General features: G+C 40.0%; 30 protein-coding genes. 20 read left to right on the top strand and 10 right to left on the bottom strand.

From position 1 onward, the window contains the following. Positions 1-18 precede the first annotated feature (18 nt). The 10 genes from AC4EG4_RS04585 to AC4EG4_RS04540 are packed head-to-tail and all read left to right on the top strand — an operon-like array spanning position 19 to position 9,600. The gene (locus tag AC4EG4_RS04585; RefSeq protein ID WP_490987045.1) at positions 19-1,251 is read left to right on the top strand and encodes an oligosaccharide flippase family protein; all 1,233 of its coding nucleotides are present in this window, start codon (positions 19-21) and stop codon (positions 1,249-1,251) included. Beyond that, positions 1,248-1,784 (top strand): acyltransferase, encoded by a 537-nt coding sequence (locus AC4EG4_RS04580; RefSeq protein WP_490987044.1) that lies wholly within the window; start codon positions 1,248-1,250, stop codon positions 1,782-1,784. The genes AC4EG4_RS04585 and AC4EG4_RS04580 overlap by 4 nt, the downstream gene beginning before the upstream one ends. Further along, positions 1,781-2,908 (top strand): glycosyltransferase, encoded by a 1,128-nt coding sequence (locus tag AC4EG4_RS04575; protein ID WP_490987043.1) that lies wholly within the window; start codon positions 1,781-1,783, stop codon positions 2,906-2,908. Before AC4EG4_RS04580 ends, AC4EG4_RS04575 begins: the two co-directional genes overlap by 4 nt. An 8-nt stretch (positions 2,909-2,916) precedes the next feature. After that, complete coding sequence (locus tag AC4EG4_RS04570) at positions 2,917-3,471, top strand: acyltransferase (protein WP_490987042.1); 555 nt, start codon at positions 2,917-2,919, stop codon at positions 3,469-3,471. A 4-nt stretch (positions 3,472-3,475) separates the two neighbouring features. Beyond that, complete coding sequence (locus AC4EG4_RS04565; RefSeq protein WP_490987041.1) at positions 3,476-4,654, top strand: glycosyltransferase; 1,179 nt, start codon at positions 3,476-3,478, stop codon at positions 4,652-4,654. Then, positions 4,651-5,658 carry an NAD-dependent epimerase gene (locus AC4EG4_RS04560; RefSeq protein ID WP_490987040.1) on the top strand — a complete coding sequence of 336 codons (1,008 nt, stop codon included), beginning with the start codon at positions 4,651-4,653 and terminating at the stop codon, positions 5,656-5,658. The genes AC4EG4_RS04565 and AC4EG4_RS04560 overlap by 4 nt, the downstream gene beginning before the upstream one ends. Positions 5,659-5,661: 3 nt before the next feature. Next, entirely contained in the window at positions 5,662-6,942 is a 1,281-nt protein-coding gene (locus AC4EG4_RS04555) for a nucleotide sugar dehydrogenase (RefSeq protein WP_490987039.1), read from the top strand. Then, positions 6,930-8,120 (top strand): glycosyltransferase family 4 protein, encoded by a 1,191-nt coding sequence (locus tag AC4EG4_RS04550; RefSeq protein WP_490987038.1) that lies wholly within the window; start codon positions 6,930-6,932, stop codon positions 8,118-8,120. The genes AC4EG4_RS04555 and AC4EG4_RS04550 overlap by 13 nt, the downstream gene beginning before the upstream one ends. Positions 8,121-8,151: 31 nt before the next feature. Beyond that, positions 8,152-9,018 carry an NAD-dependent epimerase/dehydratase family protein gene (locus AC4EG4_RS04545; protein WP_490987037.1) on the top strand — a complete coding sequence of 289 codons (867 nt, stop codon included), beginning with the start codon at positions 8,152-8,154 and terminating at the stop codon, positions 9,016-9,018. A 6-nt stretch (positions 9,019-9,024) separates the two neighbouring features. Beyond that, entirely contained in the window at positions 9,025-9,600 is a 576-nt protein-coding gene (locus tag AC4EG4_RS04540; RefSeq protein WP_490987036.1) for a sugar transferase, read from the top strand. A 322-nt stretch (positions 9,601-9,922) separates the two neighbouring features. Here AC4EG4_RS04540 and AC4EG4_RS04535 read toward each other — a convergent pair whose 3' ends face one another. Further along, entirely contained in the window at positions 9,923-10,201 is a 279-nt protein-coding gene (locus AC4EG4_RS04535; protein WP_490987035.1) for an S-layer homology domain-containing protein, read from the bottom strand. Then, on the bottom strand, positions 10,194-10,496 hold the full coding sequence (locus AC4EG4_RS04530; protein WP_490987034.1) for an S-layer homology domain-containing protein: 303 nt from the start codon (positions 10,494-10,496) through the stop codon (positions 10,194-10,196). Before AC4EG4_RS04530 ends, AC4EG4_RS04535 begins: the two co-directional genes overlap by 8 nt. Before the next feature lie 770 nt (positions 10,497-11,266). On the opposite strand from AC4EG4_RS04530, the gene AC4EG4_RS04525 reads away from it, so the two are divergent. Both AC4EG4_RS04525 and AC4EG4_RS04520 read left to right on the top strand, forming a co-directional pair. Next, positions 11,267-11,863 (top strand): competence protein ComK, encoded by a 597-nt coding sequence (locus AC4EG4_RS04525; RefSeq protein WP_490987033.1) that lies wholly within the window; start codon positions 11,267-11,269, stop codon positions 11,861-11,863. 449 nt (positions 11,864-12,312) lie between these two features. Then, a complete protein-coding gene (locus tag AC4EG4_RS04520) occupies positions 12,313-12,519 on the top strand; it encodes an excalibur calcium-binding domain-containing protein (protein WP_490987179.1) in 207 nt (68 codons plus the stop codon). 109 nt (positions 12,520-12,628) lie between these two features. Here the strand turns inward: AC4EG4_RS04520 and AC4EG4_RS04515 are convergent, their stop codons facing one another. The 3 genes from AC4EG4_RS04515 to AC4EG4_RS04505 all read right to left on the bottom strand — a co-directional run bounded on the left by AC4EG4_RS04515 (position 12,629) and on the right by AC4EG4_RS04505 (position 13,530). Beyond that, complete coding sequence (locus AC4EG4_RS04515) at positions 12,629-12,793, bottom strand: hypothetical protein (protein WP_490987032.1); 165 nt, start codon at positions 12,791-12,793, stop codon at positions 12,629-12,631. 7 nt (positions 12,794-12,800) lie between these two features. Continuing rightward, the gene (locus tag AC4EG4_RS04510; RefSeq protein ID WP_490987031.1) at positions 12,801-13,112 is read right to left on the bottom strand and encodes a GRAM domain-containing protein; all 312 of its coding nucleotides are present in this window, start codon (positions 13,110-13,112) and stop codon (positions 12,801-12,803) included. A 67-nt stretch (positions 13,113-13,179) separates the two neighbouring features. After that, positions 13,180-13,530, bottom strand: a complete 351-nt coding sequence (locus AC4EG4_RS04505; RefSeq protein WP_490977505.1) for a winged helix-turn-helix transcriptional regulator — start codon at positions 13,528-13,530, stop codon at positions 13,180-13,182. A 123-nt stretch (positions 13,531-13,653) separates the two neighbouring features. Between AC4EG4_RS04505 and AC4EG4_RS04500 the strand changes: the two genes are divergently transcribed. Both AC4EG4_RS04500 and AC4EG4_RS04495 read left to right on the top strand, forming a co-directional pair. Next, positions 13,654-14,712: an LLM class flavin-dependent oxidoreductase gene (locus AC4EG4_RS04500; RefSeq protein WP_490987030.1), complete on the top strand. Its 1,059-nt coding sequence runs from the start codon at positions 13,654-13,656 to the stop codon at positions 14,710-14,712. Between the two features lie 12 nt (positions 14,713-14,724). Then, complete coding sequence (locus tag AC4EG4_RS04495) at positions 14,725-15,291, top strand: NADPH-dependent FMN reductase (protein WP_490987029.1); 567 nt, start codon at positions 14,725-14,727, stop codon at positions 15,289-15,291. 183 nt (positions 15,292-15,474) lie between these two features. Here the strand turns inward: AC4EG4_RS04495 and AC4EG4_RS04490 are convergent, their stop codons facing one another. Then, positions 15,475-16,563: an S-layer homology domain-containing protein gene (locus AC4EG4_RS04490; protein WP_490987028.1), complete on the bottom strand. Its 1,089-nt coding sequence runs from the start codon at positions 16,561-16,563 to the stop codon at positions 15,475-15,477. 394 nt (positions 16,564-16,957) lie between these two features. Further along, entirely contained in the window at positions 16,958-18,331 is a 1,374-nt protein-coding gene (locus AC4EG4_RS04485; RefSeq protein ID WP_490987027.1) for an LA2681 family HEPN domain-containing protein, read from the bottom strand. Positions 18,332-18,557: 226 nt separating this feature from the next. On the opposite strand from AC4EG4_RS04485, the gene AC4EG4_RS04480 reads away from it, so the two are divergent. Further along, positions 18,558-19,619, top strand: a complete 1,062-nt coding sequence (locus tag AC4EG4_RS04480; protein ID WP_490987026.1) for an S-layer homology domain-containing protein — start codon at positions 18,558-18,560, stop codon at positions 19,617-19,619. A 32-nt stretch (positions 19,620-19,651) separates the two neighbouring features. After that, positions 19,652-20,719 (top strand): S-layer homology domain-containing protein, encoded by a 1,068-nt coding sequence (locus AC4EG4_RS04475; protein WP_490987025.1) that lies wholly within the window; start codon positions 19,652-19,654, stop codon positions 20,717-20,719. Between the two features lie 78 nt (positions 20,720-20,797). On the opposite strand, the gene AC4EG4_RS04470 is transcribed toward AC4EG4_RS04475, so the two are convergent. The 3 genes from AC4EG4_RS04470 to AC4EG4_RS04460 are packed head-to-tail and all read right to left on the bottom strand — an operon-like array spanning position 20,798 to position 23,729. Further along, positions 20,798-21,745 (bottom strand): hypothetical protein, encoded by a 948-nt coding sequence (locus AC4EG4_RS04470; RefSeq protein ID WP_490987024.1) that lies wholly within the window; start codon positions 21,743-21,745, stop codon positions 20,798-20,800. Then, positions 21,745-22,974, bottom strand: a complete 1,230-nt coding sequence (locus tag AC4EG4_RS04465) for a glycosyltransferase family 2 protein (protein ID WP_490987023.1) — start codon at positions 22,972-22,974, stop codon at positions 21,745-21,747. The genes AC4EG4_RS04470 and AC4EG4_RS04465 overlap by 1 nt, the downstream gene beginning before the upstream one ends. Beyond that, complete coding sequence (locus AC4EG4_RS04460) at positions 22,971-23,729, bottom strand: hypothetical protein (RefSeq protein ID WP_490987022.1); 759 nt, start codon at positions 23,727-23,729, stop codon at positions 22,971-22,973. The genes AC4EG4_RS04465 and AC4EG4_RS04460 overlap by 4 nt, the downstream gene beginning before the upstream one ends. Before the next feature lie 314 nt (positions 23,730-24,043). Here AC4EG4_RS04460 and AC4EG4_RS04455 point away from each other — a divergent pair, with 314 nt between their 5' ends. From AC4EG4_RS04455 to AC4EG4_RS04440, 4 genes are all read left to right on the top strand, one after another. Continuing rightward, a complete protein-coding gene (locus tag AC4EG4_RS04455; protein WP_490987021.1) occupies positions 24,044-24,682 on the top strand; it encodes a nitroreductase family protein in 639 nt (212 codons plus the stop codon). A gap of 106 nt (positions 24,683-24,788) precedes the next feature. After that, positions 24,789-25,217, top strand: coding sequence for a MarR family winged helix-turn-helix transcriptional regulator (locus AC4EG4_RS04450; protein ID WP_490987020.1), 429 nt, complete (start codon positions 24,789-24,791; stop codon positions 25,215-25,217). A gap of 36 nt (positions 25,218-25,253) precedes the next feature. Further along, positions 25,254-25,550: a putative quinol monooxygenase gene (locus AC4EG4_RS04445; protein WP_490987019.1), complete on the top strand. Its 297-nt coding sequence runs from the start codon at positions 25,254-25,256 to the stop codon at positions 25,548-25,550. A 192-nt stretch (positions 25,551-25,742) separates the two neighbouring features. Then, positions 25,743-26,216 (top strand): VanZ family protein, encoded by a 474-nt coding sequence (locus AC4EG4_RS04440; RefSeq protein ID WP_490977517.1) that lies wholly within the window; start codon positions 25,743-25,745, stop codon positions 26,214-26,216. The last annotated feature ends 168 nt before the right edge of the window (positions 26,217-26,384 follow it).

The raw sequence follows: 26,384 nt of genomic DNA, 5'->3' as shown, positions 1-26,384 counted from the left end.
AGAAACCGGGGATTGAAAATGAAAAGTTTTTTGGGGAAATTTTCCTGGACATTTTTAAGTAATATCTTATATGCAGCTACTCAATTTTTTATACTTTCTATTATTGCAAAAATTGGAGGTCCAGAAGAAGTAGGCATTTTTACTTTTTCAATGGCAATCACTTCACCCTTTTTCTTGTTTTTCAATGTAAAGCTAAGGTCTGTATTACTAACAGATCACGAGGAAAATAATTCATTTTTAGAGTATTATAGTTTGAGAAATATTACGAATGTTATTTCTGTATTCTTGGTTCTATTTGTGGCTATTTTTGGGAACTTTAGTTTTCACTTATCATTAGTTTTATTACTATTAAGTTTATCCAAAGTTTATGAAATGAAGAGTGATATATACTATGGACTATATCAAAAAAATAATAGATATGATTTAGTAGGTAAATCTACTGTACTAAGAGGATTAGTAAGTTTTATATTAGCTGGGGCTAGTTACTACTACTTTGAAAACCTCGTAATTGTTATGTTTTCCTACCTCATATCAAATTTTTTAATATTTACTTTTTTCGACAAGAAAAATGGCCGTTCTTTTTTACCTAAAAAAATTGTCAGGGAATTCAATAAAAAAAGAACGTATTCGTTATTTATACTAGCACTACCCCTAGGGGTTTCAACCGTTATAGGATCACTTAATACTAATTTCCCAAGATATTTAATTGAGTCACAATTAGGATTGTACGAACTGGGAATTTTTTCAGCTCTAACTTATTTACTTGTTATAGGTAGTACACTTTTATCGGCTATCTCACAAGTTGTCACTCCAAAATTAGCGAAATTGGCAAGCGAAGGACAATATAGAATATTTTTGAAATTACTACTTAAAATACAAGCGTTTGGAATATTATTAAGTTTCGCTTTCGTTATAATATTTTATTATTGGGGAGAATGGATAATCACTTTAATTTATACAGAAGAGTATGCGGCCTATAATGATGTTTTAATGGTAATTATTTTTGGCATACTATTTTTATACAGCTCTGTTTTCTTAGGAACCGCAATAACCTCTCTAAGATTGTTTAAGGTACAACCTTTAATAAACGGATTTGGGCTTATTGCCACAGTGGTTTCAGGAGTTATTCTAATAAAAACAAATGGTTTAATTGGCGTAGCATATTCCTTACTACTAAATAATATAGTTGTATCATTTCTTTATACTACATGTGTAGTATATATATTTTGGAAAAGGAGAGTGTTCGTGTGAGAAAATTATATAAGTATCTAAATGAAAATTACTTAATAAAAAAGAATCCGGTTATTTATGCTCGGAAAATTGGAGTTGAAGTAGGTGAGAGGTGTAGATTTCTAGGTCTTACAAGAAGTACATTCGGTTCAGAGCCATTTCTAATTAAAATGGGTAATCATGTGACAATAACAGGAGGCGTACATTTTATTACTCATGATGGTGGTGTATGGGTATTCAGAGAAATGGAACCAGATATAGATGTTTTTGGATCTATAATTATAGAAGATAACGTGTTTATTGGTCTAGGAGCAACTATAATGCCGAATGTCAAAATCGGCAAAAATTCCGTGATAGGAGCAGGTTCTTTAGTAACTAAAAATGTTGAAGCTAATTCAATAGTGGCAGGGGTACCTGCTAAGTTCATAAAAAATATAGAAGACTATAAAAAAAGTGTAGATGCTTCCTCTCTTCATATTAGAAGTAGAAACTATGAAGAGAAAAAAGAGATTCTAATTAAAAAATTTTTTGGTAGTCAGGGAAATGGAAAATGATTAGAATTTTAAAGACCTTCAGCAAGTTAGATTCTGGAGGAGCAGAAACCAGAACTTTAGAATTAATAGAAGAGATAAATAGAAGAGGAATATCTGATCTGAATTTTCATATACTCTGCTTAAAAGGAGAGAAAGGAAGTTTAGACGAGAGATTCATTAAAGCTGGAGCAAAGATACATTACATGAAATTAAAAAAATTTTCATTTCTTTTAAAATTCCCTAAACTTATAAAAGAAGAGAAAATTGATATATTACATTCAAATCTATTCCTTTTCTCCGGAGTTTTTATGCTATTTGGAAAATTGCTTAAAGTCCCTATAAGAATTTCTCATATACGAACTTTATATGATGAGAAAGAAGGTTTTGTAAGAAGTGTTAGAAATAATGTTTTGAAATTACTATTGATAAATTTTTCCTCTGTAATTATTGGTGTAAATGAATCTGTATTAACAAGAAATTTTTCAAACTTTAATTTAGAAGACACAAAATTTAAAGTTCTTTATAATGGTATATCATCAAAGAGACCTTTAGAAAATGATATCGATAGAACAGATGAAATTAATATTGTTCATATTGGAAGACAAGTTAGAGCAAAAAATCATTTTAAACTTATTGAAGTTTTTATTGCATTTAATAAGCTTTATCCGCATTCAACTTTAACTTTAGTTGGAAAGACAGACGAGAAAATCACAAGAGAAATAGAGAATTTAATCACCGAAGCTTCTATTCAGAGAAAAGTCAAATTCCTTGGAGTACAAAGTAATATAAGTGAAATATTAGTAGGGAAAAATTTGTTGATTTTTCCGTCTAAACGAGAAGGCTTGCCAGGAGTTATTTTAGAGGCGCTTTCTAATGGAGTTCCAGTATTAGCGAGCAGTATTGAACCTCACAAGGAAGTTAGTTTTTTTTTCTCACACGTGAACTTATTAGATTTGAATGTTGAAAGTGAAATTTGGGCAGAGGAAGCTTTAAATATTTGTTTAAGCAACGAAAAGTTAAATAATAGCGGTATTATAAAAGAGTTTGAAAATTCCCCTTTCATCTTGACCAAACACGTTGATGAATATTTAAGTTTAGTTTATGGATTATATGGAGTTTTCAATACTAAGGAGTGTTTAAAATAAGCGGAAGAATGCAATTCTCAAAATACTCAAGATTGATTAGTTTTTTTTATTTTCTATATAAACTTATTCCTAATAAATTGATGTTATTATTTCTAAACTCCCTAGATGGCTTGGAATTAAAAGGTGTACTTCTGCTAAGATATTTTTATGTTAAAAGAAATGCAGAGCGTTGTGGCGAAAATGTTTTTATTGGAAAATATGTAACTTTAAAAAATTTGAAGGGCATTGAGATAGGGTCGAATGTTAGCATTCAAGCATACTGTTATCTAGATGGTCATGGAGGAATAAAAATTGGAGACGAGGTTTCAATTGCAAATCATACATCATTAATTTCTTTCGAACATACTTGGGGGAATGAAAAAGTTCCAATAAAATATAATCCTATTAAAATTGGAAAGATTAATATTGAAAATGACGTTTGGATTGGAAATGGATGTAGAATATTATCGAATGTTACCATCCGTAGCAGATCTATAATAGCTGCCGGCGCTGTAGTAAATAAAAATGTGGATAGTAATTCGATATTTGGTGGTGTTCCTGCAAAAAAAATTAAGGAGATATGATCTAATGACAATAAGAGCTGCTTTCGTACATAGTCATATTTTTATTTATGATAAAGAAGGTAAAGCATACTCAGAGGGAAAACTAACCTATGAAACTTGGAAGCGCTACTTACCAAGTTTCAGCAGTTTAAATATAATTGGAAGATTTGAAAATAAAGATGAAATTTCAAATTACAACATTTCCAGTGGTGAAAATGTACAGCACTTTAAGTTGTCTAAAATTCCACTCTCCTCAAAGAGATTTGAAGTAAAAAAGAAAAACGAAGAAAAATTAAAATTCATTATCAATAATAGTGATATTGTTATAGCTAGACTACCGAGCCAAGAGGGAACACAAGCTATAAAAATAGCCAAGGATCTAAACAAGCCTTACGCCATTGAATTAGTAGGAGATATTTTTTCAGCTCTATGGTTTCATGGAAGTTTATTAAGAAAAGTTTATGCTCCATTTGCTTATTTTAAAGAGCGACAGACTTTGAAAAATGCACCTTATGTTTTATACGTAACAGAAATGTACCTACAAAAAAAGTACCCTTCAAAAGTCCTTAAAATAACAAGTGCTTGCTCTAATGTTGAACTTGCTAGTGGTATTGAGATATATTCACAGATGGAAAAAAGTTGTGAAGATATATTTACAATAGGCTTGATTGGTTCATATAGTTCTAAGTACAAAGGTATTGAGAATGCACTAAACGTAATTAAAAAATTATCGGAGAATAAGATAAATGTTGAGTTGAGAATTCTAGGTACAGGCGATTCAACAAATATTATAAAATTAGCAGAAAAACTTGGTATAGAAGAAAAAGTAAAACTTGATGGTTCACTACCTGGTGGTTCGAAAGTTTTTGAATGGCTAAGTCGCTTGGATTTGTATATACAGCCAAGTTTAACGGAGGGACTTCCAAGATCCCTTATAGAAGCAATGCATATGCAATTACCATGTATTGCTTCCAATGTAGGAGGAATACCTGAATTACTATCGAATGCGGAAATGCACGAACCTAAAGATGAAGATGCGTTGTATGAAAAAATATTTAATATGTATACTAATGAGGATTATAGAAAGGTACAAGGTATATATAACAGTGAAAAAGCTAAGTCTTACACAAAAAGTAATTTAGATAAAAAAAGAACTATATTTTGGGATTCAGTAATAGAAGATATATGGGGGAATGAAAAATGAAAGTTTTAATAACAGGTGTGGCAGGATTTATAGGTTCTACATTAACTAAAAAACTCTTAGAGTCAGATTATAAAATTATCGGAATTGATAATTTAAATGATTATTATTCAGTTTCGCTAAAAGAGTCACGTTTGAAATTACTAAAACACAATAACTTTAAATTCTATAAAACCGACTTAGAAAACAATAAACTTATTACTGAAATATTTGAAAAAGAACAGCCGGATGTGGTAGTGAATTTAGCTGCTCAAGCAGGAGTTCGTTACAGTATTGAAAATCCACGTGCCTACATAGACTCTAATATAGTTGGATTTATAAATATACTTGAAGCTAGTCGTCACAATAGAGTCAAACACCTAATTTATGCTTCATCGAGTTCAGTATATGGTGCAAATACCTCCTTACCTTTCTCGGTTCACGATAATATAGATCACCCGCTCAGCTTATACGCAGCGACAAAAAAGGCCAATGAGTTAATGGCTCATACATACAGCAGTCTATATAATATCCCTACTACTGGATTAAGATTCTTTACTGTATATGGTCCATGGGGTCGTCCAGATATGGCACTATTTATGTTTACAAAGAACATCCTTGAAGGAAAGCCAATCAATGTTTTTAACAATGGTGAAATGATGAGAGACTTTACCTATGTAGATGACATTGTTGAGGCTATTGCGCGTTTGGTCGAAAAGCCTGCTCAGCCGAACTCTGAATGGACAGGTGAAAGTCCCGATCCTGGTTCGAGCTATGCACCATATAAAATCTATAATATTGGAAATAACAGCCCTGTCCGTTTAATGGATTTTATAGAAGCTATCGAAGAAAAAACTGGCCAGAAAGCGATTAAGAACTTTATGCCACTACAAGCAGGAGATGTTCCAGCTACTTATGCAAATGTAGAAGACCTTTATAGGGATATTGATTTTCAACCAGAAACAAATATTAAAGATGGCGTAGGGAAATTCGTTGACTGGTATGTCAGCTATTATGGAGTGAAATGAAAAATGAACAGAAAAATTGGTGTTGTAGGATTAGGATACGTAGGATTACCAGTAGCAGTAGCATTTGGACATGAACATCATATTGTAGGATTTGATATCAATGCAAACCGGATTTCTACTTTAATTGGTGGGACAGATTACACAAATGAAGTAACGGATGAAGAACTGAAAGAAGTAAACATCGACTTTACGGCTGATGCTTCAAAATTGAAAGATACAGATTTTATCATTGTAGCTGTACCAACTCCTATTAATGAGCACAACCAGCCAGATTTGACACCTCTTCTCAAAGCATCAGAAACTGTTGGTAAAAACATGACTAAAGGAACAATTGTAGTTTTTGAATCTACAGTCTATCCTGGAGCAACTGAAGAAGACTGTGTACCGGTACTTGAAAAATTCTCTGGATTAAAATCTGGCACAGACTTTTTTGTGGGCTACTCTCCCGAGCGTATCAACCCAGGTGATAAAGAGCATACGTTTACAACGATCACTAAAGTAGTTTCAGGACAGACTCCTGAAGTGCTTGAAATAGTAGCTGATACCTATTGCAGTGTGGTGAAAGCTGGAGTGCATAAAGCTAGCTCAATTAAAGTCGCAGAAGCTGCAAAAGTTATTGAAAATACACAGCGTGATGTGAACATTGCTTTGATGAATGAACTGGCACTAATTTTTGATCTTCTTAATATCGATACAGCTGAAGTATTGGCAGCTGCAGGAACTAAATGGAACTTTCTTAACTTTTCACCAGGATTAGTGGGAGGACATTGTATTGGCGTAGATCCTTATTATCTCACTCATAAAGCCCAAGCTGTTGGGTACCAACCAGATGTGATTTTAGCAGGACGTCGAATAAATGATGATCTTGGAAAATATATTGCCAGAACTCTAGTTAAAAAATTAATAAAACAAGGTGTAGGTGTCCAAGGTGCGAAAGTTACTGTGTTAGGCCTTACATTTAAAGAAAATGTTCCGGATTTGCGCAATTCAAAAGTAATTGATGTTATTCGCGAACTCCAAGAATATGATATTGACGTACAAGTGACGGATGCAGAAGCTGGCTCAAAAGACGCAGAGCGTGAGTATGGAGTAACATTAATTCCATATCACGAACTGGAGAGAGCTGATGCTGTGGTGCTGGCCGTACCTCATAGAGAATATGTTAAAAAAAGCTGGAGTACAATAAAGTCATTATTGAAAAACGAAAAAGGAATACTTGTGGATGTAAAAAGTATTTTACCGCTAAATGAGAAACCTGAAGAGATTGAATTATGGAGACTTTAAAAAACCCTTTAAAACCCAAGATTTTACAACTCTCAGCTATTGATGTCAGTATAGAAACCCTTATGGTACCTTTAATTAATAAGTTGTCTGAAAAGGGATTTGATGTGAATTGTGTATGCAAAGATACTGGGAAATTTGAGTATCTAAATTCCATAGGTTTAAAAATGCATAATATTGACATTCCAAGAACAGTTCATCCTTTAAAAATTACTAAAGCAATTTATTATATTTATAAGCATTTGAAGAGTGAGCGATATGACATAATACATGTTCATACTCCAATTGCTTCAGTGATTGCTCGGGTAGCAGCAAAGTTAGCAAATCAAAAAAATGTTATATACACTGCTCATGGTTATTACTTCCATGATGAGATGAAAAAAATTCCATATAAAGTTGTTTATGCAGTTGAGAAGTTTTCTGCGAAATACTTAACGGATTATTTGTTGCTTCAAAGTAGGGAAGACTATGAGCTATCAATAAATAAAAAATTTAAAAACAAAGATAAAATCATTCATTTAAGTAACGGCGTTGATATTTGGAATAACTTCAAGTTATCAAATTTTAAACAAGAAGAATTGAATGAGATAAATGATGAACTCAAAACTCAAAACAGTTTCGTTTTCACTTTTGTAGGTAGATTAGTAGAAGAAAAAGGAATATTTGAATTGATTGAAGCATTTAAAAAAGTTTTTGAAACGCATAAAAATGCAAAATTATTACTTATTGGCGGGTTTATAGAAAGTGAAAGAGATACAGAAAGCTACGAAAAGTTAAAAAAGGAAATTCTTCACCCGGGTATAATATTTTTGGGTTATAGAAAAGACATAGCTAAATTAATGGCGGTAAGTAATGTTTTTGTGCTTCCCTCACATCGAGAAGGTTTACCTAGGTCTATTATCGAAGCAATGGCGGTAGAAAGAGCGGTTATTGCAACAAATATTAGAGGATGTAGAGAGGAAGTCATCCATGGAGAAAACGGTTATCTTTTTGAAAAAGGTAATGTAACTACATTAACTGAGTATATGGAAAATCTGATCTCTAATCCTTCGCTAGCATTAGAATTCGGAATTAAAGGTAGAGAATTTGTAGAACAGAACTTTGATGAAGAAAAAGTTCTAGCCAAACAAATTGATTTGTTCAATCAGATTTTATATCCGTTTAAAAGTAAAGAAATTTAATTTTTAATTTTGAAATTCTTAAGAGAAAGAAATGGTTCAATTGAAAATAATTATTTCAGGAAAAAAAGGATATTTAGCAAACCAGTTAAAAAAATACATTAGCAATAAAAATAATCATCATAAAATAAGTTTAATATCTCTTCGGGATGAAGAAGTCAAATGGAACCTAGACAATAATGATGTTTTTATTCATACTTCTGCACTTGTTCATAAAAAAGAAGCGAAGTTCTCAATTGAAGATTATTACAAAGTAAATACAGATTTAACTATTGGTTTAGCTAAAGAAGCAAAAAAAAATGGTATTAAACAATTTGTTTTTATTAGTTCTATGTCTGTTTTTGGAACTAATGAGATACGTATAAATAAAAAAACAAAGTTAGAACCAACTAGCCATTATGGTAAGAGTAAACTAGCTGCAGAAGAAGAACTAAAAAAATTAGAGTCGCCCGATTTTACGATTACAATTGTAAGACCACCAATGATTTATGGCTTAAATTGTCCGGGGAATTATAAAAGTTTAAGTAAATATGCAAAACTCACATTTGTTTTTCCATTAACGAAAAATAAAAGAAGCATGATCTATATAGATAATTTATGTGAATTTATTTTTCAAGCGATTAGTAATAATGATAGTGGTATCTACCATCCTCAAGATAGTGAGTATATTAACACCAGTTCAATGGTAAAAGAAATAGCTTTAGTAAATAAGCGGAAATTATATTTGAGTATAGTAGCAGGAAGATTTTTAAGAGTTTTTATAGGGAAAAGCACTATTTATAAAAAAGTTTTTGGTAATCTTTATTATTCGAAAGAGCTTTCAATGTATAGAAATAATGAATATCAAAAGTTTTCTTTTAAAGAAGCGATAAATATTATTGAAAGTAGCGAAAGGAAGTAGGGAAATTTGTATTTAATAGTTAAAAGATTATTGGATATGGTGCTTTCTTTAGGAGCTATCATTATTTTTTCTCCACTCTTTTTAATGGTTTCTTTAGTAGTGAAAATTGACTCTAAAGGTCCAATTATATTTAAACAAAAAAGACCAGGTATAGATAATGAAATATTCACTATATACAAATTTCGTACAATGAAAGTTGAAACTCCAAATGTTTCAACTGAAGAATTGGGCGATCCTTCTAATTATATTACCAAATTAGGCTTGTTTTTACGAAAATCTAGTCTAGACGAAATTCCTCAATTATTTAATATTCTTAAAGGTGATATGAGTATTGTTGGTCCACGTCCGGCGCTTTATAACCAATATGACTTAATCTCAATGAGAGAATTTGAAGGAATTGACAAAATCAAACCGGGCTTGACAGGCTATGCTCAAGTTATGGGAAGAGATGAAATATCTGACTTAGAGAAAGTGATGTATGAGAAATACTACAAAGAAAATATGAGTTTAATTTTGGACTCGAAAATTGTTTGGTGGACAGTAAGAAGTGTTATTAAGTCAGAAGGCGTTAGAATTAATTAAATTTAAGTAAGATGTTATTGACGCCTGATTTTGTTTAGAATTTGATGGTTCTCTCATGTCTTAAGTGGTTCTATTTTTTGTCCGTACTGGTTCCGAACTGTGGCACATGTGGTTCTATTAAGTGGCTGTATTTATTCGGAAACCGGCTCTAATAAAAAACCACACCAAGAGGTATGGCTAATTTTATTTATTAGTTTGGAGGATTTCCGTCCCACGGAACAAGTTCTTCGTCGCGGTCGTCTATGATTGCACCGTTATCGAGCATGGCTTCTGCAACATAATCTGATACTACTGTGCGAGTCATCTTGTGATCAGGTTTAAATTATGTGCCTTTGTCTGTGATGATTCTAGCCGCGAATAAGATCTTGACGGCTTGTTCGTACCATCCGTTGGTTTTCACATCAGTATATTTAAGTTTCACATTGGTGGCATTTTCCATTTGGAACGCGTCCGAGATTATTCGAGCAAGTTGTGCTTTGGTGACTGTATCGCCTGGACGGAATGATTTGTTAGGGAATCCATTGATAAGGCGGTTTTCGAACATACTCTGGATCGGCTTGGTGTACCAATGATCAGCTTTAAGGTCAGTGAACTTAATCATTGGGCGTTTGTTTTTTTGCAGAATATTTGATACCTAGTGCGTCAGCGCCGCCACTGATGATACGGGATGCTTCTGCGCGTGTTACAGGTGTTTCAGGTCTGAATGTATTATCAGGAAATCTTGTAATGATGCCACGCTGCGTCAGGAATTTGATGTTTGGCTCTGATTTGTGTGTTTTCGGTACGTCTAAGTAGCTTTGTGATGCATTTATGCATCCTGCGTTTCCTACTGTCAGGCTGATTAACAATACAGCTGCAAGAAATCCTTTCGTAATTAGGTTACTCGCCTTCTTCATAATTGAATCACTCCCATTTCTTTTTCTATGTTGGTGATTATTTGTTGCTCATTTCACAGTGCATCGCATGAAAAGACGAAAAAATCGAATCAGCTCTTTTTCTTTTTGGAACTTTTTGGATAATTTCTTTTTTCATTATGACTAATAAATAGGTATAAAGAAATGTTTTTAATTTAAAATTTTCTATCTAATGTCAGGGTCGATTGATTATATGAGCATCAATTCAAAGCGAATAAACAACCCCTTAACTCAAGTTGAGAAGACCTTCTCATCTTGCAAGTAAAGGGATGAAGCTTTCCAGTCTTTTTGTCTGGTGCGGCATCAGATGAAGCGATTCGCTAAATGATTATAGGGTCAAATAGAATCTAGCAGTTAACACCTAAAGAAAATGCCTTCTCGATTTTAATCGAAAAGGCATTTTCTTTAGGCAGAGCTCATCCAAGTCTAAAGCTATAAAAGACGAGACAAACAAAAAATAGCGCTAAAAAGTTATTAAAAAAGTATTCAAAATAGTTAGATTTAAATTAGGTATAAATATATAATAAATAATGTAAGAAATGGGAGTAAAGACATGTTTCAGGCGAGAGAACTTTATTCATCTAAAGGAGGTGAGGTAGATGTGAAAGACAAATGGACAGCAATAGAAAACCCACAGGTGTAGAAGTCTGGCCGACACCCACCTGTGGGAAACAGTTGGAGTATACCAACTACTTGTTAGTATACTCCAAATGGCTTTAACTTTTAAGCGTTAAATCAAAGGGGGATTCTAAATGAGACAGAAAATAAGTAAAAATTGTGAGATGAAACCCGAGTACGCCATCAGTTCCGAGACCATCATCATCTTGCCGGAATTTGATGGTGACGGATTTTTGAATTCATTGATCTGCAAAAGCGATGGAATAATAACCAAGGCTGGATTAAGTCCGTTGAACTTGATTGATACGAATTTACGCTTCCGCGGTTCGAGTTTGAGAGGCGCATTGGACGGAGCCCGAACCCTGTTGGATAAAAAGAACATGAACCCGGTCATTCTGGACAAAGAACGTGATATCATCCTGTTTCCCTGCCGGTCGCCATTCCGGGAAGATTGCGTCTGGCTGTCACTGCGGCATGTGAAAAGTTACCGACGCTCGAAAACCGGCCATACAAAAGTCGAACTGAGCAACGGCAGCACCATTCTTCTGGATGTCAGCCTCCACACGTTCAGCAAAAAAATCCAACGGGCCTACGAACTGCGCTACAAAATGCAAGTGCAGACCATGGAGTTTGAAGGGCAAGTGATGGAAAGAGGTATTGGCTACCATCTGACAAAAGGAAAAAACGGGATGAATTATGTGGGTGTGGGAGTGCAAGGGCCAGAAAAGTAAGGTGACTAAGCTAGCTGCTCTTTGAGCTTATTGCCAGTAGCCACTCGCTAAAAGGCACCTGTATGCAAAAGATGCCGTATCCAGAGAATGGATACGGTTTTTATATGCAGATAGAACGGGGAAGTTGTGCTGGATATAATAGAACTACTGATTAACATAACATGTGTATAGTAGTTAAATCTCAATAAAAGCGGAAGCAAAATGGTGAAAATTTATTAAGTGGTACTGTATTTTAAATAATCTTTTTGAGTCTATAGTCGTGAGCATAAATAACTGATACACTAAATTGGCTAACAATATTTGGATGATATTACTTCATTGTTATTAAAGTTAGTAATATGAAATTTCAATGGGAGTAGTTGAAAAAGGAGGAGTTTATGATGAAAAAGATTGGTTTTGCAATTATGTCTTTAACGGTGGCCATCAGTTTTACGGTCAGCACAGCACCTATGCCAGCGGATGCTGCCGAAGCAAAAGCAAAGACGTATGCCAACTGTACAGAGATCAATAAAAAGTATAAAGGTGGCATTGCCCGCACTTCAACAGCGAAGAACAAAGGCGGCACATCAAAGTACAAGCCGTTTGTTTCCAAAGCCCTGTACGATGCGAATAAAAAAAGCGATCGTGATAAAGATTTGATTGCTTGCGAGCGATAAGCATTTAAGGCGACGGTATATAGTGGACATTGACACTGGGAAAAATCAGGTTGTTAATTGGACTGTTAAAAAGCAGAAAACCATTCCAGAGTGTTGGAATGGTTTTTTCTTAGAGTTGGCATCGTTTCCGAACGTACAAGCCACACAGCCATCTGTTTATCCAAAACGAACTCTTCACCTGGTCTGGCTTCATCATTTTCCGTACCGTATGCTTGGCTTCCCAGTCGTGCATGGCATCCAGAACGGGCTCGAAACTGCGGCCATACTCGGTCATGGAATATTTAAGCTTTCCCTATCAAGTGGCTTAAATACTCAATGATCCTATTTCTTTTAAACACCACAAACTTGTACTCTTTCCCCTCCATGTCTTTGATATAAAACCCGTTGGGGACAAGCTTTAGTGTATTTCGCTTTCCTACTTCAACAATAGCGTCCAATCTGATTTCTACTTGTTTAGTTTGGAAGTTGATTTTATGCGGGGTGAAGACCGCCATCTCTTCGGTAATGACAAGCCTTCCGCCTACACCTTCCCACCCTTTAAATAAGTTGGCAGGAGTGTTGAAAATTTCTTCTTTTCCTTTAATTTTTCCCATGATTGGATCGCCTCACAATAAGGATTTTGTATAACGGGTGCCAGGCACCCGCTCAATTCTCGCTCAATTACGAACTTTTCACCTGATCCGCCTTCACCATCTTCCGTACCGTATGCTTCGCACCCCAGTCGTGCATGGCATCCAAAACAGGCTCGAGGCTGCGGCCATACTCGGTCATGGAATACTCGACTTTCGGCGGCACTTGGGCATAGACGACGCGTTGGATGATGTCTTCGTCTTCCAGTTCGCGCAGTTGTTTGGTCAGCATTTTTTGGGTGATGCCGGGCATTTTGCGTTTGAGTTCGCTAAAGCGTTTGGTGCCTTCTTGCAGCAGAAATAACAAGATGACCGGTTTCCATTTTCCGACAAGAATGCCGAGTGCGTCTTCGACTTGGCAATTTTCTGGTTTCTTTTCCACAGTTGGTTCCCCCTCAGTATCTTTTTGTATACTATACCACTTTAAAGTGCGTACTTATAAAGAAAAAGGATAATGGGTATACTAAAGGGTAGAGGCATTTATTTAGAGAGGTGGATTTACTTTATGGAAAAATATCGCATCAATCCGGACAACGGACTGGAATTTGGCATTTATACGCTGGGGGACCATCTTCCAAACCCGGCAACAGGAGAACGCATTTCTGTTAAACAACGGCTTCATGACATTATCGATTACGCGGTGCTTGCCGAACAAGCGGGCATTGATTTCTTTAGTGTAGGGGAAAGCCATCAGGAGTATTTCGCGACACAAGCGCATGCGGTGTTGCTGTCGGCCATTGCACAAGCGACTTCGAAAATCAAAATTGCCAGTTCGTCGACGATTATCAGCACGTCCGATCCGGTTCGCGTCTACGAAAACTTTGCGACGCTTGATTTGATTTCTGATGGGCGCGCTGAGCTTGTGGCAGGACGCGCTTCACGTGTTGGCCTGTTTGACTTGCTTGGCTATGATCTTCACAATTATGAAGATTTGTTTGAAGAAAAGTTTGATTTGCTTCGCTTGATCAATGAAAACGAAATCGTCAATTGGAGCGGCGAGTTCCGCAAGCCGTTGCGTGATGCACAAGTGCTGCCGCGTCCGGTTGATGGATCGCTGCCGATTTGGCGGGCAGTGGGCGGAACACCGGCCAGTGCGATGAAGGCTGGGTACGCAGGTGTGCCGATGTTTATGGCGCATTTAGGTGGAGCCGCGTCGCAATTTAAAAACACGGTGGACGGCTACCGCGAAGCAGCGAGAGCAGGCGGACACGATCCGGCGCAATTGCCAATCGCCACGGCCGGCTTTTTCTACGCGGCTGAAAATTCCCAACAAGCATTGAAAGAATTATATCCGCACATTAACGAGGGCATGAAAAAGACCAACGGCGGGGGATTCCCGAAGCAATTGTTCGCACAAGGCGTGGATCCGCACAACATCATGAACATCGGCAGCCCGCAACAAATTATCGAGAAAATCCTGTATCAGCACGAAGTATTTAACCATCAGCGCTACGTCGCCCAAATCGATTTTGGCGGCATGCCGATGGACAACATCAAAAAGAACTTGGAAATGATCGGCACGGAAATCCTGCCGGCCATCAAAAAATACACAGCAAAAAAGTAAGGAGAGGTCTAGATGAAAATTGTGGGATTATCCGGTTCGCAAATCGGTTCGAAAACAAGAGTCGCTGTCACAGCAACCCTTCAGGCGATTTCAGACAAATACCCAGATGCCGAAACGACCTTGATTGATTTGGCCGATTACAAAATGGAGTTCAGCGACGGCCGCAACTACTTGGATTACCAAGGGGACACAGGCTTTGTGACGAAAACCATCATGGAAGCAGATGCCATCGTCATTGGCACGCCGATTTTCCAAGCCTCGATTCCGGCGGCGTTGAAAAACGTTTTTGATTTGCTGCCGGTCAATGCATTCCGCGACAAAGTGGTCAGCATGCTGATCACAGCTGGCTCGGCCAAGCATTACATGGTGGCTGACACACAGCTCAAGCCAATTTTGGCTTACATGAAAGCGCAGATGGTGCAAACTTTTGTGTTTATCCAGGAAGAAGATTTCCACCAAAAACAAATCATCAACCACGACGTGCTGTTCCGCCTCGAACGCTTGGCAGAAGACACCGTTGTGTTGACGGAAACGTTCACGAAAATCCGCGAAGAAAAAGAAGCGGCATATGATTTTTAACTGAATAAAGAGAAGGCGCTGGATTTCAGCGCCTTCTCTTTATTTTCGGTCGATCAGTGATTGGACCATTCACGGGTGCAAAAGTGACACTGGCGGGAGGTATTAACCGTGCAAATAATCTGCATAACGGCAAAAAGACAACCGGCTTTGACGAGCCGGTTGTCTTTTTGTGGGAAAACTTCTTTAATTCACATCAGTCAATTCGAAAATCGTTCCGTTGCTGTTAACGACTTTCACTTTTCCAAAACCTTCGACAAAGTATTCTTTGTAACCGAATTCTACCGTCACTTCAACGGCATTGGTGAATGTGCGGTAAGGTGTTTTTAACGTTACGCCAATCTGTGTAATGGTATGGGTGACATCGTCTGCCACTTGAGAGCCAGGTGGTGGTGGATTGATGCTGTAAGTGGTGCCGACTTTAATTGGGTACGCTAGAAGCGGCGTGTCGAAAATATCGACCACTGGATGCGCTTGAATCAGATTTTTTCTAGTTTCCACTTCACCGTACAGGTATGTTTCATCGATACTTGGGATTGCCCGTGACCAGATAAAGCCAATCGGTTCAGCAGCCGTACCATTCGCATATTTGTACGTATGTGTTTCGATTCCGTGTGTTGCGGTATTATACGTATAAGTTTTGGTCTTATCCTTCATGTACGAATTGGGAATCCGTGCATCGTTCTTAAATGCCGGTTCCAGTCCGCGTGCCAGGAATGCCGCAAACTGTCCACGTGTCACGTAAGATAATGGCTTATACGTGTTGTCTTCGTAACCAATTGTGATGTTGATTGACAAAATATCTGAAATCGCTTTGTATGCTTTCATGTTCGGTGACAGATCCGTAAAGTCGGCTGTCACTGAAAATGGTGTCGGGAATACCCGTGATAAAATAATCGCCATGTCGCCGCGCGTGATCGGTTCATAAGGACGGAATGTGCCATCCGGATATCCCGTGATATAACCGGCTTTTTGAGCCTCGGCAATATACCCACTCGCTTTTTGGCCTTTTGTTACATCTGTAAAAATGGAATCTCGCTGTGTGCTGTCCAATTTCTTCATATGGCCGATCATGATCGCCGCTTCTCCGCGTGTCACGACCGCATCAGGGCGGATCGTTCCATCCGGATATCCGTTCATAATTTCTTCTTCCATCAAATATGTAATCTCATCATAAAAACCATGACCCTGCTTCAAATCCGTTGCAGCACTTGCGGCAGAACCAAACACCCCGACAAATAACATCAACACAATACCCATGCTTAACTTTTTCACTACATCACTCCTCCAAATAAAATAATTTTCTTATTTCCTATTATAACCATAAATGTTACGAATAAAACATCTTTCTGTAATATTTGTAACATTTATTTTTTTACAAGAAATCCTGCTCTTGATTAATAATAGATCGACGGAGGGAAAATGTGATTATTTTGAGTATGACGCTTGTGTTTGCTTCTTTGTTCCAGTGGTTGCGATTGCTGTGAATGGTATAGAGGTGGAAAGAGGGGGTTTTCGGGTAGAAATGGCGAACACCCGGGTTGTCTGAATGAACACCCGGGTATACCAAAAAAACACCCGGGTAAGCACCAAGAACACCCGGGTTAAAAACAAAAAACTACACAAAAAAAGCATCCCAGGGAACCCTCGGGATGCTTTCCACTACAATTTATTTCTTCTCCAAGCCAATCGCAAATCCTAAATACATCAGCGCGTTGCGCGCTTTAAAAGTATTCGACAAAGCCATGCGTTCGAGCTCAATCTGCGTCATCTGGTGCTTGCGCAGTTCACCGGTTTTGGCGATTTCGTCTTGCTTGGTGATGACTTGGACAAAGCTGCGTTCCATCTGGTCGCGCAACAGCAGCGCGCGGACAGTGGCAAGGTTTTGCGTATTGGATTGCTCGTAGCCGAACAGTTCTTTGGAATGCCAGAACAAGGCTTTCAGCGCACCGTTTTTGGTGTCGCGGATAAATGGCTTTAGCGGATTTTTCGGCTGTTCGCCTTCAAACCAAATGCGCTGCATGCCGGCACGCGAATCTTTCATTTCCAGCTGGTAGTAATGACTGATAAACTGGGCAGACTTTGTGAATAAGGAAAACGACTGGCGGTAAACGGTTTTGAGGCGTTCGTTGCGCTCCGGACTCGGTTCTTCTTCCAACGCTTCAAACAAGTTCCAGCGAAGCGTCGTGTATTCCGACACAATCGATTTCATAAAGGTTTCGAGGAAAAAGCCGCGTTCTTTGTCTTCCGGATCTTTGTGTCGGTAGATGAGCGTGTCTGTTTTCATCGTGCCCACCGGATCGATTTCGTTGTCGTCGTTCAACAACAGGTGCTGTTTGGCGCACCAATCGCGGTACTCGCGCTCGCGGCCATCGAAAAAGTTCGGCTTGTAGTTGCCGGTCACATCAACCGGACCGATATCCTCCAGCATTTTCACCGCAAGCTTCAGGCGGTCTTCGTACAGGGCGCGTCCGTTTGCAGTCGTAATTTTATCCATGCCTTGTTTGATCAAGTCACGCGACAAGTGAAGGGCTTCGGCTCGTTGGTCTTTGTCTTGCAGGAACGTCGAGTAGAACAACAGTCCCCAGCCGCGCTCGGCGTCTTTGCGTTCGTAAGACGGATCATTTTCCGCTTCGGTCATTTGCTCCAACACGTCCAGCCCGTCAAGCGAGCGGCCGACGTAAATCAACGCCTCAGCATAGTTCAGGCAAATTTGATTCCAAATAGTGGCCGGCACTTTCGTGCGAAACTGGGCATACAAACTTTCAAACAAGAACAACTGGCGTTGCTTCATCGGGCTGTTCCAATCTTTTTGCAACTGGTGCATGATGCCCATTTGGCTCGTTTCCAATAAAATCGCCAACGGATATGAGGCTTGACCTTCTAGGCGTTTTTTCAAGTGGTTGATAATCGCGTTAAGCTTTAAAGGTGCAGTGCGGGTTTTTTGAAACTCCTGCAGCAGCAATTGTGCGGCTTGGTATACTTCTTTCAAATCAAATTGCCCGTAATCGTCTGATTGGGCAATCTCGTGTAATGTCGACATCGGGTTTCCTCCTTGATGGGTGCTTCTACTATTATTGTAACGAACTCAGAGGAAAGGGTCACCCTTGTTGTCGGAATTTTATGGGTTTTTCTTTAAAGAGGGAATTGTGTGCGTGCCAGGCACACACACAATTTATTTCCTGAATATTCAATAAATAAATGATGTAACCACAACTTTCAGCTGTTAAAATAGAGGCAAGAAGCAAGATAACGGAGGAGTGACGACCGTGAAAAAGCTGATGGGTGTGCTTGTCGTACTGCTGTCATTGGTTTTAATCCTACCTGTTGCCGCTGCCGCACCAGATTTGCACCAAAAGCATGCATTCTATGAAGAAATCACTTATTTAATGGAGAAAGGAGTGATTACTGGGTACGCGGATGGCAAAGTGCGGCCAGATGCGGAAGTGACCCGTGCTCAAGCGGCTGTAATGATTGGCCGATTAAAAGGACTGGATGGCACGAAAAAAACGACAACGTTTCGTGATGTGCCAGCAGGCTATTATGCCAGCGGCTATATTGCAGAAGCAGCAGAAGCGGGTTATTTGCGTGGCTATGGAGACGGCACATTCCGCCCTGAAGCACCAGTTATCCGGGGCGATATGGCCTTAATTGTGGAGCGGGTTTTTGACTTGGCATTTACATTCAATGTATCTTTCACGGATGTTTCGCCCAACGCCTATTACGCAGAGGCCATCAGCAAAATTCTGGCGGCGAACATCACCATTGGTTATCCAGACAACACGTTCCGGCCAGGACAGAACGTGACGCGCGGCCAATTTTCAGCATTTTTGGCACGAGCTTTAGAGCCACGGTTTAAAAATGATGCGGTTATTGCCCGGTCTTACCAAAAAGATAAGACCAAAGTTTATACCTACCGCATGTCAGACGGAACCACAGCCGTTCATCGGTTTGTGGATGTGCCGGACCGCGGCGGGCTGACATTTGGTTTTATGTGGACCGCAGAAGTGGACGGCGATCGCTACGAATACTTGGAGCTTGAAAATCAGCAGTTTTTTGCATTTGGCTACCCGTATTCGGAGTACGATGCCGTGCTCGTTTACCCGGTTCGCCTCGGCAAAACTTTCGAAGTTGGACTTGGAGATGACACCCTTACTTACACGATTACCGGTGTCAATAAAATCGTAGAAACGCCATACAAAAAATTTGTGAACGCTACAGAAGTGACCACAGAAGATGGCTTTAAGTATTATATGGCAGAAGGATTTTCAACAATCAAATCCATTAATGCTCAAGGAGTCATCGAAAGCGAATTGGTGAGCCTGGAGTAGTCCTATGAGAAATGCAAAAAGGGGTGTTGGCATTGAAGAAAACGTGGATGTTTATCGTGATTGTGTTGTCGCTGGTTCTCGCTTTTTCTAACTTCCAAACTGCACAAGCTGCGGCTGACTTGCCGGAAAACCATCCGTTTTATGACGAGATGATGTACTTGGTTGACAAGGGAGCTGTAACGGGCTATCCGGATGGCAGCATCCGACCTGCGGCCAACGTGACCCGTGCAGAAGCGGCGACGATGATTGGCCGGATCAAAGGATTGGATGGGACAAAGAAAGTGACGCCGTTTAGTGATGTGCCAGCTGGAAGTTTTGCCAGTGGCTATATTGCGGAAGCAGCTGAAGCAGGGTACTTGCTAGGTTATGCAGATGGGACTTTTCGTCCCAATCAAGCTATTACGCGCGGTGACATGGCGTTAATTATCACACGAGTATTTGATTTGAATTTTATATATTTTCATGACATCAAAGATGTGCCAGATGTCAGTTACTATTATGACGCCATTTGCCGATTGGTTGCCGCAAATATCGCCATTGGTTATCCGGACGGTAGTTTCCGTCCACAGTTAAACGTGACGCGCGCCCAATTCTCTGCATTTCTGGCACGTGCACTGGAGCCAGAGTTCAAAAACCAGGCGTCCATTGCCGACTCTTACAAGCGGGACAAAACCAAAACCTACACATATAAAGGAGATCAGGGAAGAGTGAGCGTGGACCGGTTTGTCAAAGTTCCTGCGTTTGAAGGTGGAGAAGAATTTGTTTGGGAAACGCAAATTGGCGAAGAACGATATTCGGAGCTGGAGTATGAAACCTATAATGCTTTTGCGATCGGCTATCCTTATTCAGAATACGAAACGCATCTTGTGTACCCGGTTCAAGTTGGCAAAACCTTTATAGGTGGCTACAATCCAGATGCCGTGTATTACACCATCACTGGCATAAACCAAAAGGTAGAAACCGAATACCGGACATTTACCAACGCTGTAGAAATCACCACGCCCGACGGAGGCAAGTATTACATGGTCGAGGGCTATGCGGTTGTGAAGTGGATCCAAGCGGATGGGGCAATTTACTCGGAGCTAACTAGCGTAGAGTAGTGCCTGGCACCCACACAATTCCCACACAATTTAAAAGACCGCTTAAGAGGCAAACTCTTAAGCGGTCTTTTACTGAACTTATTGTTCCTCCAGCAAGAGCTGGTAATGAATGTAATCGAAAAAATGAGCCCCGCTCAACATATCTTCTGTAGCAATGTCTTGCGCGCGCTGGACGACTTCAGCCGCCAGCTCGTTTTCTCCCATGATCGACAAATACGAATGCAAATAATAATAGACGGCGAGAGATTCGTATTCCACGCTTGGTTCACTGGTTTCCCGGTTGTAGCGGCCATACAGTTGGTGTTCACTTGTCCATTCTTCTTTGACCCAAGTAAAAAATAGCTCCGAATGTTGGCCTGCTTTTTCCCGGTTCAAGGCGATCAGCAGTTGGTCGATGAGGTGGACTTCGTCGCTATTCAAGTAGGTTTCCTCACTCGTGTCATAATACTCCGGGAAAAATATACGGGTGGCATCGGTGTTTTTCAACAGTTCAATCGACTTCTCGGAAATGGCCTCAGATGTGTTTAAGTAACTTAAGGTCAACCGTTGGGCGGGCACAGCAAATGACCAATCGTACAAATCTACGGTGTAGCCGTCATGAACTTGGACCGTGGAGATGGCTTGGCTCAGGTTGGCTGCCATAGCTGCATACTCTTGATTGCCGAATAGATCCGCTCCACGTTCTAAAGCCGCAATGATGCGGATATCATCGATTAAGGCGTTGGTCGCTGCACCTTCGTTCAAGCGCCATAGTACGAAAGAAGATCCATTTTCTGTTTCCACAAAATGCTGTTCCAATAGCTCGTACTGTTCTTGGAATCTTTTTTCGTCTTCTGCGAGCAGCAAGTAATCCATATACAAGCCGATGCTTTCCGATAAATATTCAGAATCCGGATCCTGTGGATAGGCATGAATCAGGCCATCGGAATTTGTATAGTTTTCTTCTACTTGTTCTTGTACAGACTCCATGTTTCCACACCCGCCAATCATTAATAGAAGAAATAACAGTAAAATCCCTTTTTTCATCAGCCAACCCCCTTAAAGCGCTTGGTTTTGTCCCAAGCAATGGTAGTGCCGCGGATGCGGCTCCACACGTAAGTGGAAAAGCTGCGAATCAACAGAATGATAAACAACTGGGCATACGTAAAATACATAATGAATACATACAGCACATTTCGCAGCGAAACGTTCCGGTCAACGACTAAAGCGCTGAGCAACTGGCTTGTGTACACAATATAGCTCATGAACCACAAGATGAGCAAAGGAGCTTGCATATTGGGCAATTGGTAACCGGCAATGCTCATAATAAAGAAAATATCCGAGAACAGCAGCACCACAACAAAAATAAGATAGGTCAATACGTGCTGAAGGCTGAGGAAGAAAGTCTTTCCTCTCCAATGCGTCAAATCCATCAAGGATTTTTCCAACAAGTAAATATTGCCGGTCAGCCAACGCGTTCGCTGCTTAATGAAGGTTTTGACTTGTTCGGGTTCTTGTTCCCACGTCCGTGACGTCGGCACAACCGGCAGTAAATAGCCTTTGGCGGTCAGGCGGACGGTCAATTCCGCATCTTCTGCCAGTGCGAACACATCGTAGCCGCCGAGTTCTTCCAGCACCGACCTCCGCAACAGCATATTAGTTCCGGCAAGCGAACCCAGTTTGAACATTCTCCAGCGGCCGCATTGCATCAGCAGCTGAAACACTTGGAATTCTAAACCAATCATGCGGGTCAGGGTATTGGCCTCGGCATTTTTGGTTTTTACATAGCCGACGGCACCCGCGGCGTTCTTCGTTGTTTCAGCCGACCGCACCAATTTCTCAAGGGCATCGGATTCGGGTTCGTTGTCTGCGTCGTAAACAACAAAGTAGTCCGAATCTGAAATGCTCAATCCGTAATTCAACACACGTGATTTGCCGGAAGGAGATCCTGGCGGCACGGGAATGTAATGAATTCTGGAAAACACACGGGCAAAATCTTTTCCGATTTCAGCGGTGTTGTCTTTCGAGTTGTCATCCAATACATAAATATCGAGTTTGCCTTTGTACTGAAGGCGGGCCATAGCATGCAAAGTGTTTTCCAGCACTACGCCTTCGTTGTGGGCAGGAATCAGCAAAGCCACACTTGGGTAGGCTTCAAGCGGTTCCGCATCTTTGTAGGTCAAGCGGTACCAAATGCCGGAAAGGGTCATTAACGAATAAAAAATCAGCAGCAGCCAGAAAAAGATCATGATGACTAAAATCACAGAAGACATCATGTGGCCTCCACCAAACTGGCCAAATGATCGGCATCGTCTATCTGCACTTTCATAGACGTAAAGGGTGGATCGACAAAATTAAGATCTGCCTGTACTTTTTCGTGGAACCGATCCAATACCCGCTGAACGCCCTCAGCATGAGTGTTTTTCAATAGAAGGTAGATGACCCCGTTGCTGCTCGTGATCAAATCAAACTTTTGGCGGATGGTTTGCAATGCCAAATGCTCCAGATCTTCCTGCAAAATAGCTTTCATTCGGTTATTCGTTGAGCTAATATCCAGTTCAACAAACCAAACTTGTTCATTGTTTCGCGCACTCGAGTTCAACAGCCACTTGGATTGCTCTTCAAATTCCGAAAGTGTCAAGACTTTGGTAACGCCTCGGTATTTTTGAAGCAACTCAACTTGCTGTTTTAATTCGGTGTTTTCGTAGCCAATTTTTTTAAGGAAGTTCAGCAATACCCAATACAGCACCATCAAACTGGTCAGCAACAGGTGATCATATGCATACAGCAATTGCATTTCGGCCGGCTGCTGATAATAAAAAGAATATCCAGTCAAAAATGCGCCGTAAGTCAGAGTGACAATCATAGCATGCAAAAACACAAAACGTTCATGCACTATTGTCATAATGATGAGGGATGCCCCACCAATCACCAGTGCGGCTTTGTAAAAAGGGAGTGCCAGAAAAACAATGGCCCAGCCATTCAGCAAAATCGCAATAAGTAAACTAGCTAAAATTAAGTTCTTTTTCATGATCATCCTCATTTCATTTATTCATTAATAGTTCAAAAGATGCCTTTGAACTAACGTGCGATTGCTCAACAATATCATAGGATTAGGATATTAGCACCGCTTATGCACTAGGCTTGCTTAAGTCTAACTAGTTGGATTTTTTGGAATAAAAAGTTTTTAAATTCACAACAAAGAACCATTTTAAAGATGCTTTGGGAAATTGAAACCACCAGTTCATAACAGTTGCATCCCCATAAAAATCCCGTTATATTGATTGATGTATCAATAATTGATGTATCAATCAATAATTTCTCACAAAAAGGAGCACCTACATTATGCAAACCATTCAAAAAACAAATGACTTTAACGAGATCGTCAACGGACGCCGTTCGATCAAGCAGTATGACCCAAGCGTAAAAATCAATCGGGAAGAAATGACGGAAATTTTGGCTCAAGCTTCAAAAGCACCGTCTTCCATTAACATGCAGCCGTGGCGCTTTCTTGTCATCGACAGCGACGAAGCAAAAGAAAAGTTGGCACCTCTCGCTTCATTTAATTTAGACAAAGTCATGAGTTCTTCCGCAGTTATTGCTATTTTTGGCGATCGCCGAAACTACGAATATGCTGAAGAGATTTACGGAAAAGCCGTTGAACACGGATATATGCCGGAGGAAGTGAAAGAGTTTCAGTTAAATTATTTCAAACCCTTGTACGAAGGCTTGTCTGACGAACAAATGAAGGACATTGTTATGCTGGATTCAGGTCTTGTCGCCATGCAGTTGATGTTGGTAGCGCGTGCTTACGGCTACGACACCAACCCGATCGGCGGCTACGAGAAAGACAAGCTTGCAGAAGTATTCGGCATGGAAAAAGACCGTTATGTTCCGGTGATGCTGATCACAATCGGCAAAGCGCTGGATGAAGGCTATCAATCGTACCGTTTGCCTGTCGACACCATCACAACTTGGCGCTAACAGAACGCTTGTCCAGGTTGAGTATTCACCATTTTTGTATCATATTGGACTGGTCAATACATAGTGGACATCGCTATCAATTGGCTAGCAGGTAGGAGGTCCATGTATGTCGTGTTCATTTTCAAAGCAGGAACAAGTGCTGCAGCAGTTTAAAGGACTGACAAATCAGTTGAGCCCGAAGTTTGAACGCTGTACGGGTATTAGTGCATCGCGCTATGAACTATTGTCACAGCTATATAATACAGAAGAAATCAACCAGTCGACGCTTCAAAAAACGGTCAACATCGACGGCGCCGCTATTACGCGCCATCTCAAACAACTGGAAACGAGCGGCATGGTCATGCGGCGCAGAAACCCGGAAGACAATCGGGTGATTTTTGTCAGCCTGACCGATGCAGGGCGCAGAAAGATCGTTGAATACCGAAAAGAAAACATGGGCTTTGTGAAGCAAATGCTCAATGATTTTACCCCTGAAGAAGTCGACGCATTGTCTGACATGCTCGAACGCATGCAAACCAATATAAAGGAATACTGATCCACCAAATACGATTAAAGGATGGTTGATTTTATTATGATGATTATTCACGCGCACTTGCAGATAAAACCGGATCAAGAACAAGCCTTTTTAGATGCATGCAAACCCTTGATCGAAGCATCGAGAGCAGAAGCGGGCAACGGCAGCTACGACTTGATGAAGTCAACAGAACACGATGGCCACTTTACCATGGTTGAAACGTGGAAAGATGCCGAAGCGATTGCCGCTCATAACACGAGTGACCATTTCACCACTTTCGGCCAAAAAGCCACTGCTTTCATGGCAGCACCTATGGACGTGAAAGTGTTTAGCGGAGAACCTGTACAACTGTAAATTCTCGATCATTTATCGCCGTTCTGCTTTTAGCAGGGCGGCGATTTTAATTGTGTGGAGATTGTGTGAGTGCCTGGCACCCACACAATTCCTGGGAAAAAGAGACTAGTCATTGCGGACCCGCAGATTTATAATGAACAGAAGGAAAATAAGCCAAATAAATATATAAAGAAAATCGAAGGGAAGGGTCTTTTGAAAGCCAAGTACATACCGGTTATTCTGTGGGCTTTTGGCATTTTGCTGGCCACCAACAATTACAATTTCCAGTCACTGCTATTTGCCCAGGATATTAGCTTTAACATTCGCTTGTTCCCGGATCTGTCGGATCTCTTCATCACCAGCGACATCTACTTGGACAGCGCAGCGTACGTATTCCAAAAAATTGGTCATGCTCTGTCTTTTGGCATCTTGTGGTTGATACTTGCCAAAACCATCAACCACAAGGGAAAAGCAATTATACTGTGCAGCCTGTTTGCTTTTTTTACGGAATTTTTGCAGCTGTTTTTTGAACGCAGCGGTAGGTTAAGTGATGTTTTGATCGATATGGGCGGGATTTTTCTGGCATACCGTTTGAGCGTCTATGTAAAGGCTCAGGGCGGTGTGAGTCCGGCCTTTTGGCACACGGTGCAGAAATTTTCCAGATCTGAAGACGGCAAACCGCGCTGACCCTTTTGAATAAAATCGCCGTTCTGCTTTTAGCAGCGCGGCGCTTTTTTTGATGGCTCTAATTGTGTGGGAATTGTTTGGGTACCAGGCACCAAAAAGAGTATTGCACCCTAGAATTTTCCACTATATAATAAATCAACCACATTTATATGGGGCTTAGGGAGAGGC

This window comes from Planococcus sp. TJ-201 (assembly GCF_058268495.1).
This window is presented reverse-complemented; position numbering and strand designations above follow the sequence as displayed.

Bases quoted from the DNA above. Each gene is read 5' to 3' on its own strand.
- AC4EG4_RS04585 (WP_490987045.1), top strand. From the start codon at position 19: ATGAAAAGTTTTTTGGGGAAATTTTCCTGGACATTTTTAAGTAATATC.
- AC4EG4_RS04575 (WP_490987043.1), top strand. From the start codon at position 1,781: ATGATTAGAATTTTAAAGACCTTCAGCAAGTTAGATTCTGGAGGAGCA.
- AC4EG4_RS04570 (WP_490987042.1), top strand. From the start codon at position 2,917: ATGCAATTCTCAAAATACTCAAGATTGATTAGTTTTTTTTATTTTCTA.
- AC4EG4_RS04565 (WP_490987041.1), top strand. From the start codon at position 3,476: ATGACAATAAGAGCTGCTTTCGTACATAGTCATATTTTTATTTATGAT.
- AC4EG4_RS04560 (WP_490987040.1), top strand. From the start codon at position 4,651: ATGAAAGTTTTAATAACAGGTGTGGCAGGATTTATAGGTTCTACATTA.
- AC4EG4_RS04555 (WP_490987039.1), top strand. From the start codon at position 5,662: ATGAACAGAAAAATTGGTGTTGTAGGATTAGGATACGTAGGATTACCA.
- AC4EG4_RS04550 (WP_490987038.1), top strand. From the start codon at position 6,930: ATGGAGACTTTAAAAAACCCTTTAAAACCCAAGATTTTACAACTCTCA.
- AC4EG4_RS04545 (WP_490987037.1), top strand. From the start codon at position 8,152: ATGGTTCAATTGAAAATAATTATTTCAGGAAAAAAAGGATATTTAGCA.
- AC4EG4_RS04535 (WP_490987035.1), bottom strand. From the start codon at position 10,201: ATGATTAAGTTCACTGACCTTAAAGCTGATCATTGGTACACCAAGCCG.
- AC4EG4_RS04530 (WP_490987034.1), bottom strand. From the start codon at position 10,496: ATGAAGAAGGCGAGTAACCTAATTACGAAAGGATTTCTTGCAGCTGTA.
- AC4EG4_RS04525 (WP_490987033.1), top strand. From the start codon at position 11,267: ATGAGACAGAAAATAAGTAAAAATTGTGAGATGAAACCCGAGTACGCC.
- AC4EG4_RS04520 (WP_490987179.1), top strand. From the start codon at position 12,313: ATGCCAGCGGATGCTGCCGAAGCAAAAGCAAAGACGTATGCCAACTGT.
- AC4EG4_RS04515 (WP_490987032.1), bottom strand. From the start codon at position 12,793: ATGACCGAGTATGGCCGCAGTTTCGAGCCCGTTCTGGATGCCATGCAC.
- AC4EG4_RS04510 (WP_490987031.1), bottom strand. From the start codon at position 13,112: ATGGGAAAAATTAAAGGAAAAGAAGAAATTTTCAACACTCCTGCCAAC.
- AC4EG4_RS04500 (WP_490987030.1), top strand. From the start codon at position 13,654: ATGGAAAAATATCGCATCAATCCGGACAACGGACTGGAATTTGGCATT.
- AC4EG4_RS04495 (WP_490987029.1), top strand. From the start codon at position 14,725: ATGAAAATTGTGGGATTATCCGGTTCGCAAATCGGTTCGAAAACAAGA.
- AC4EG4_RS04485 (WP_490987027.1), bottom strand. From the start codon at position 18,331: ATGTCGACATTACACGAGATTGCCCAATCAGACGATTACGGGCAATTT.
- AC4EG4_RS04470 (WP_490987024.1), bottom strand. From the start codon at position 21,745: ATGAAAAAAGGGATTTTACTGTTATTTCTTCTATTAATGATTGGCGGG.
- AC4EG4_RS04465 (WP_490987023.1), bottom strand. From the start codon at position 22,974: ATGATGTCTTCTGTGATTTTAGTCATCATGATCTTTTTCTGGCTGCTG.
- AC4EG4_RS04460 (WP_490987022.1), bottom strand. From the start codon at position 23,729: ATGAAAAAGAACTTAATTTTAGCTAGTTTACTTATTGCGATTTTGCTG.
- AC4EG4_RS04455 (WP_490987021.1), top strand. From the start codon at position 24,044: ATGCAAACCATTCAAAAAACAAATGACTTTAACGAGATCGTCAACGGA.
- AC4EG4_RS04450 (WP_490987020.1), top strand. From the start codon at position 24,789: ATGTCGTGTTCATTTTCAAAGCAGGAACAAGTGCTGCAGCAGTTTAAA.
- AC4EG4_RS04445 (WP_490987019.1), top strand. From the start codon at position 25,254: ATGATGATTATTCACGCGCACTTGCAGATAAAACCGGATCAAGAACAA.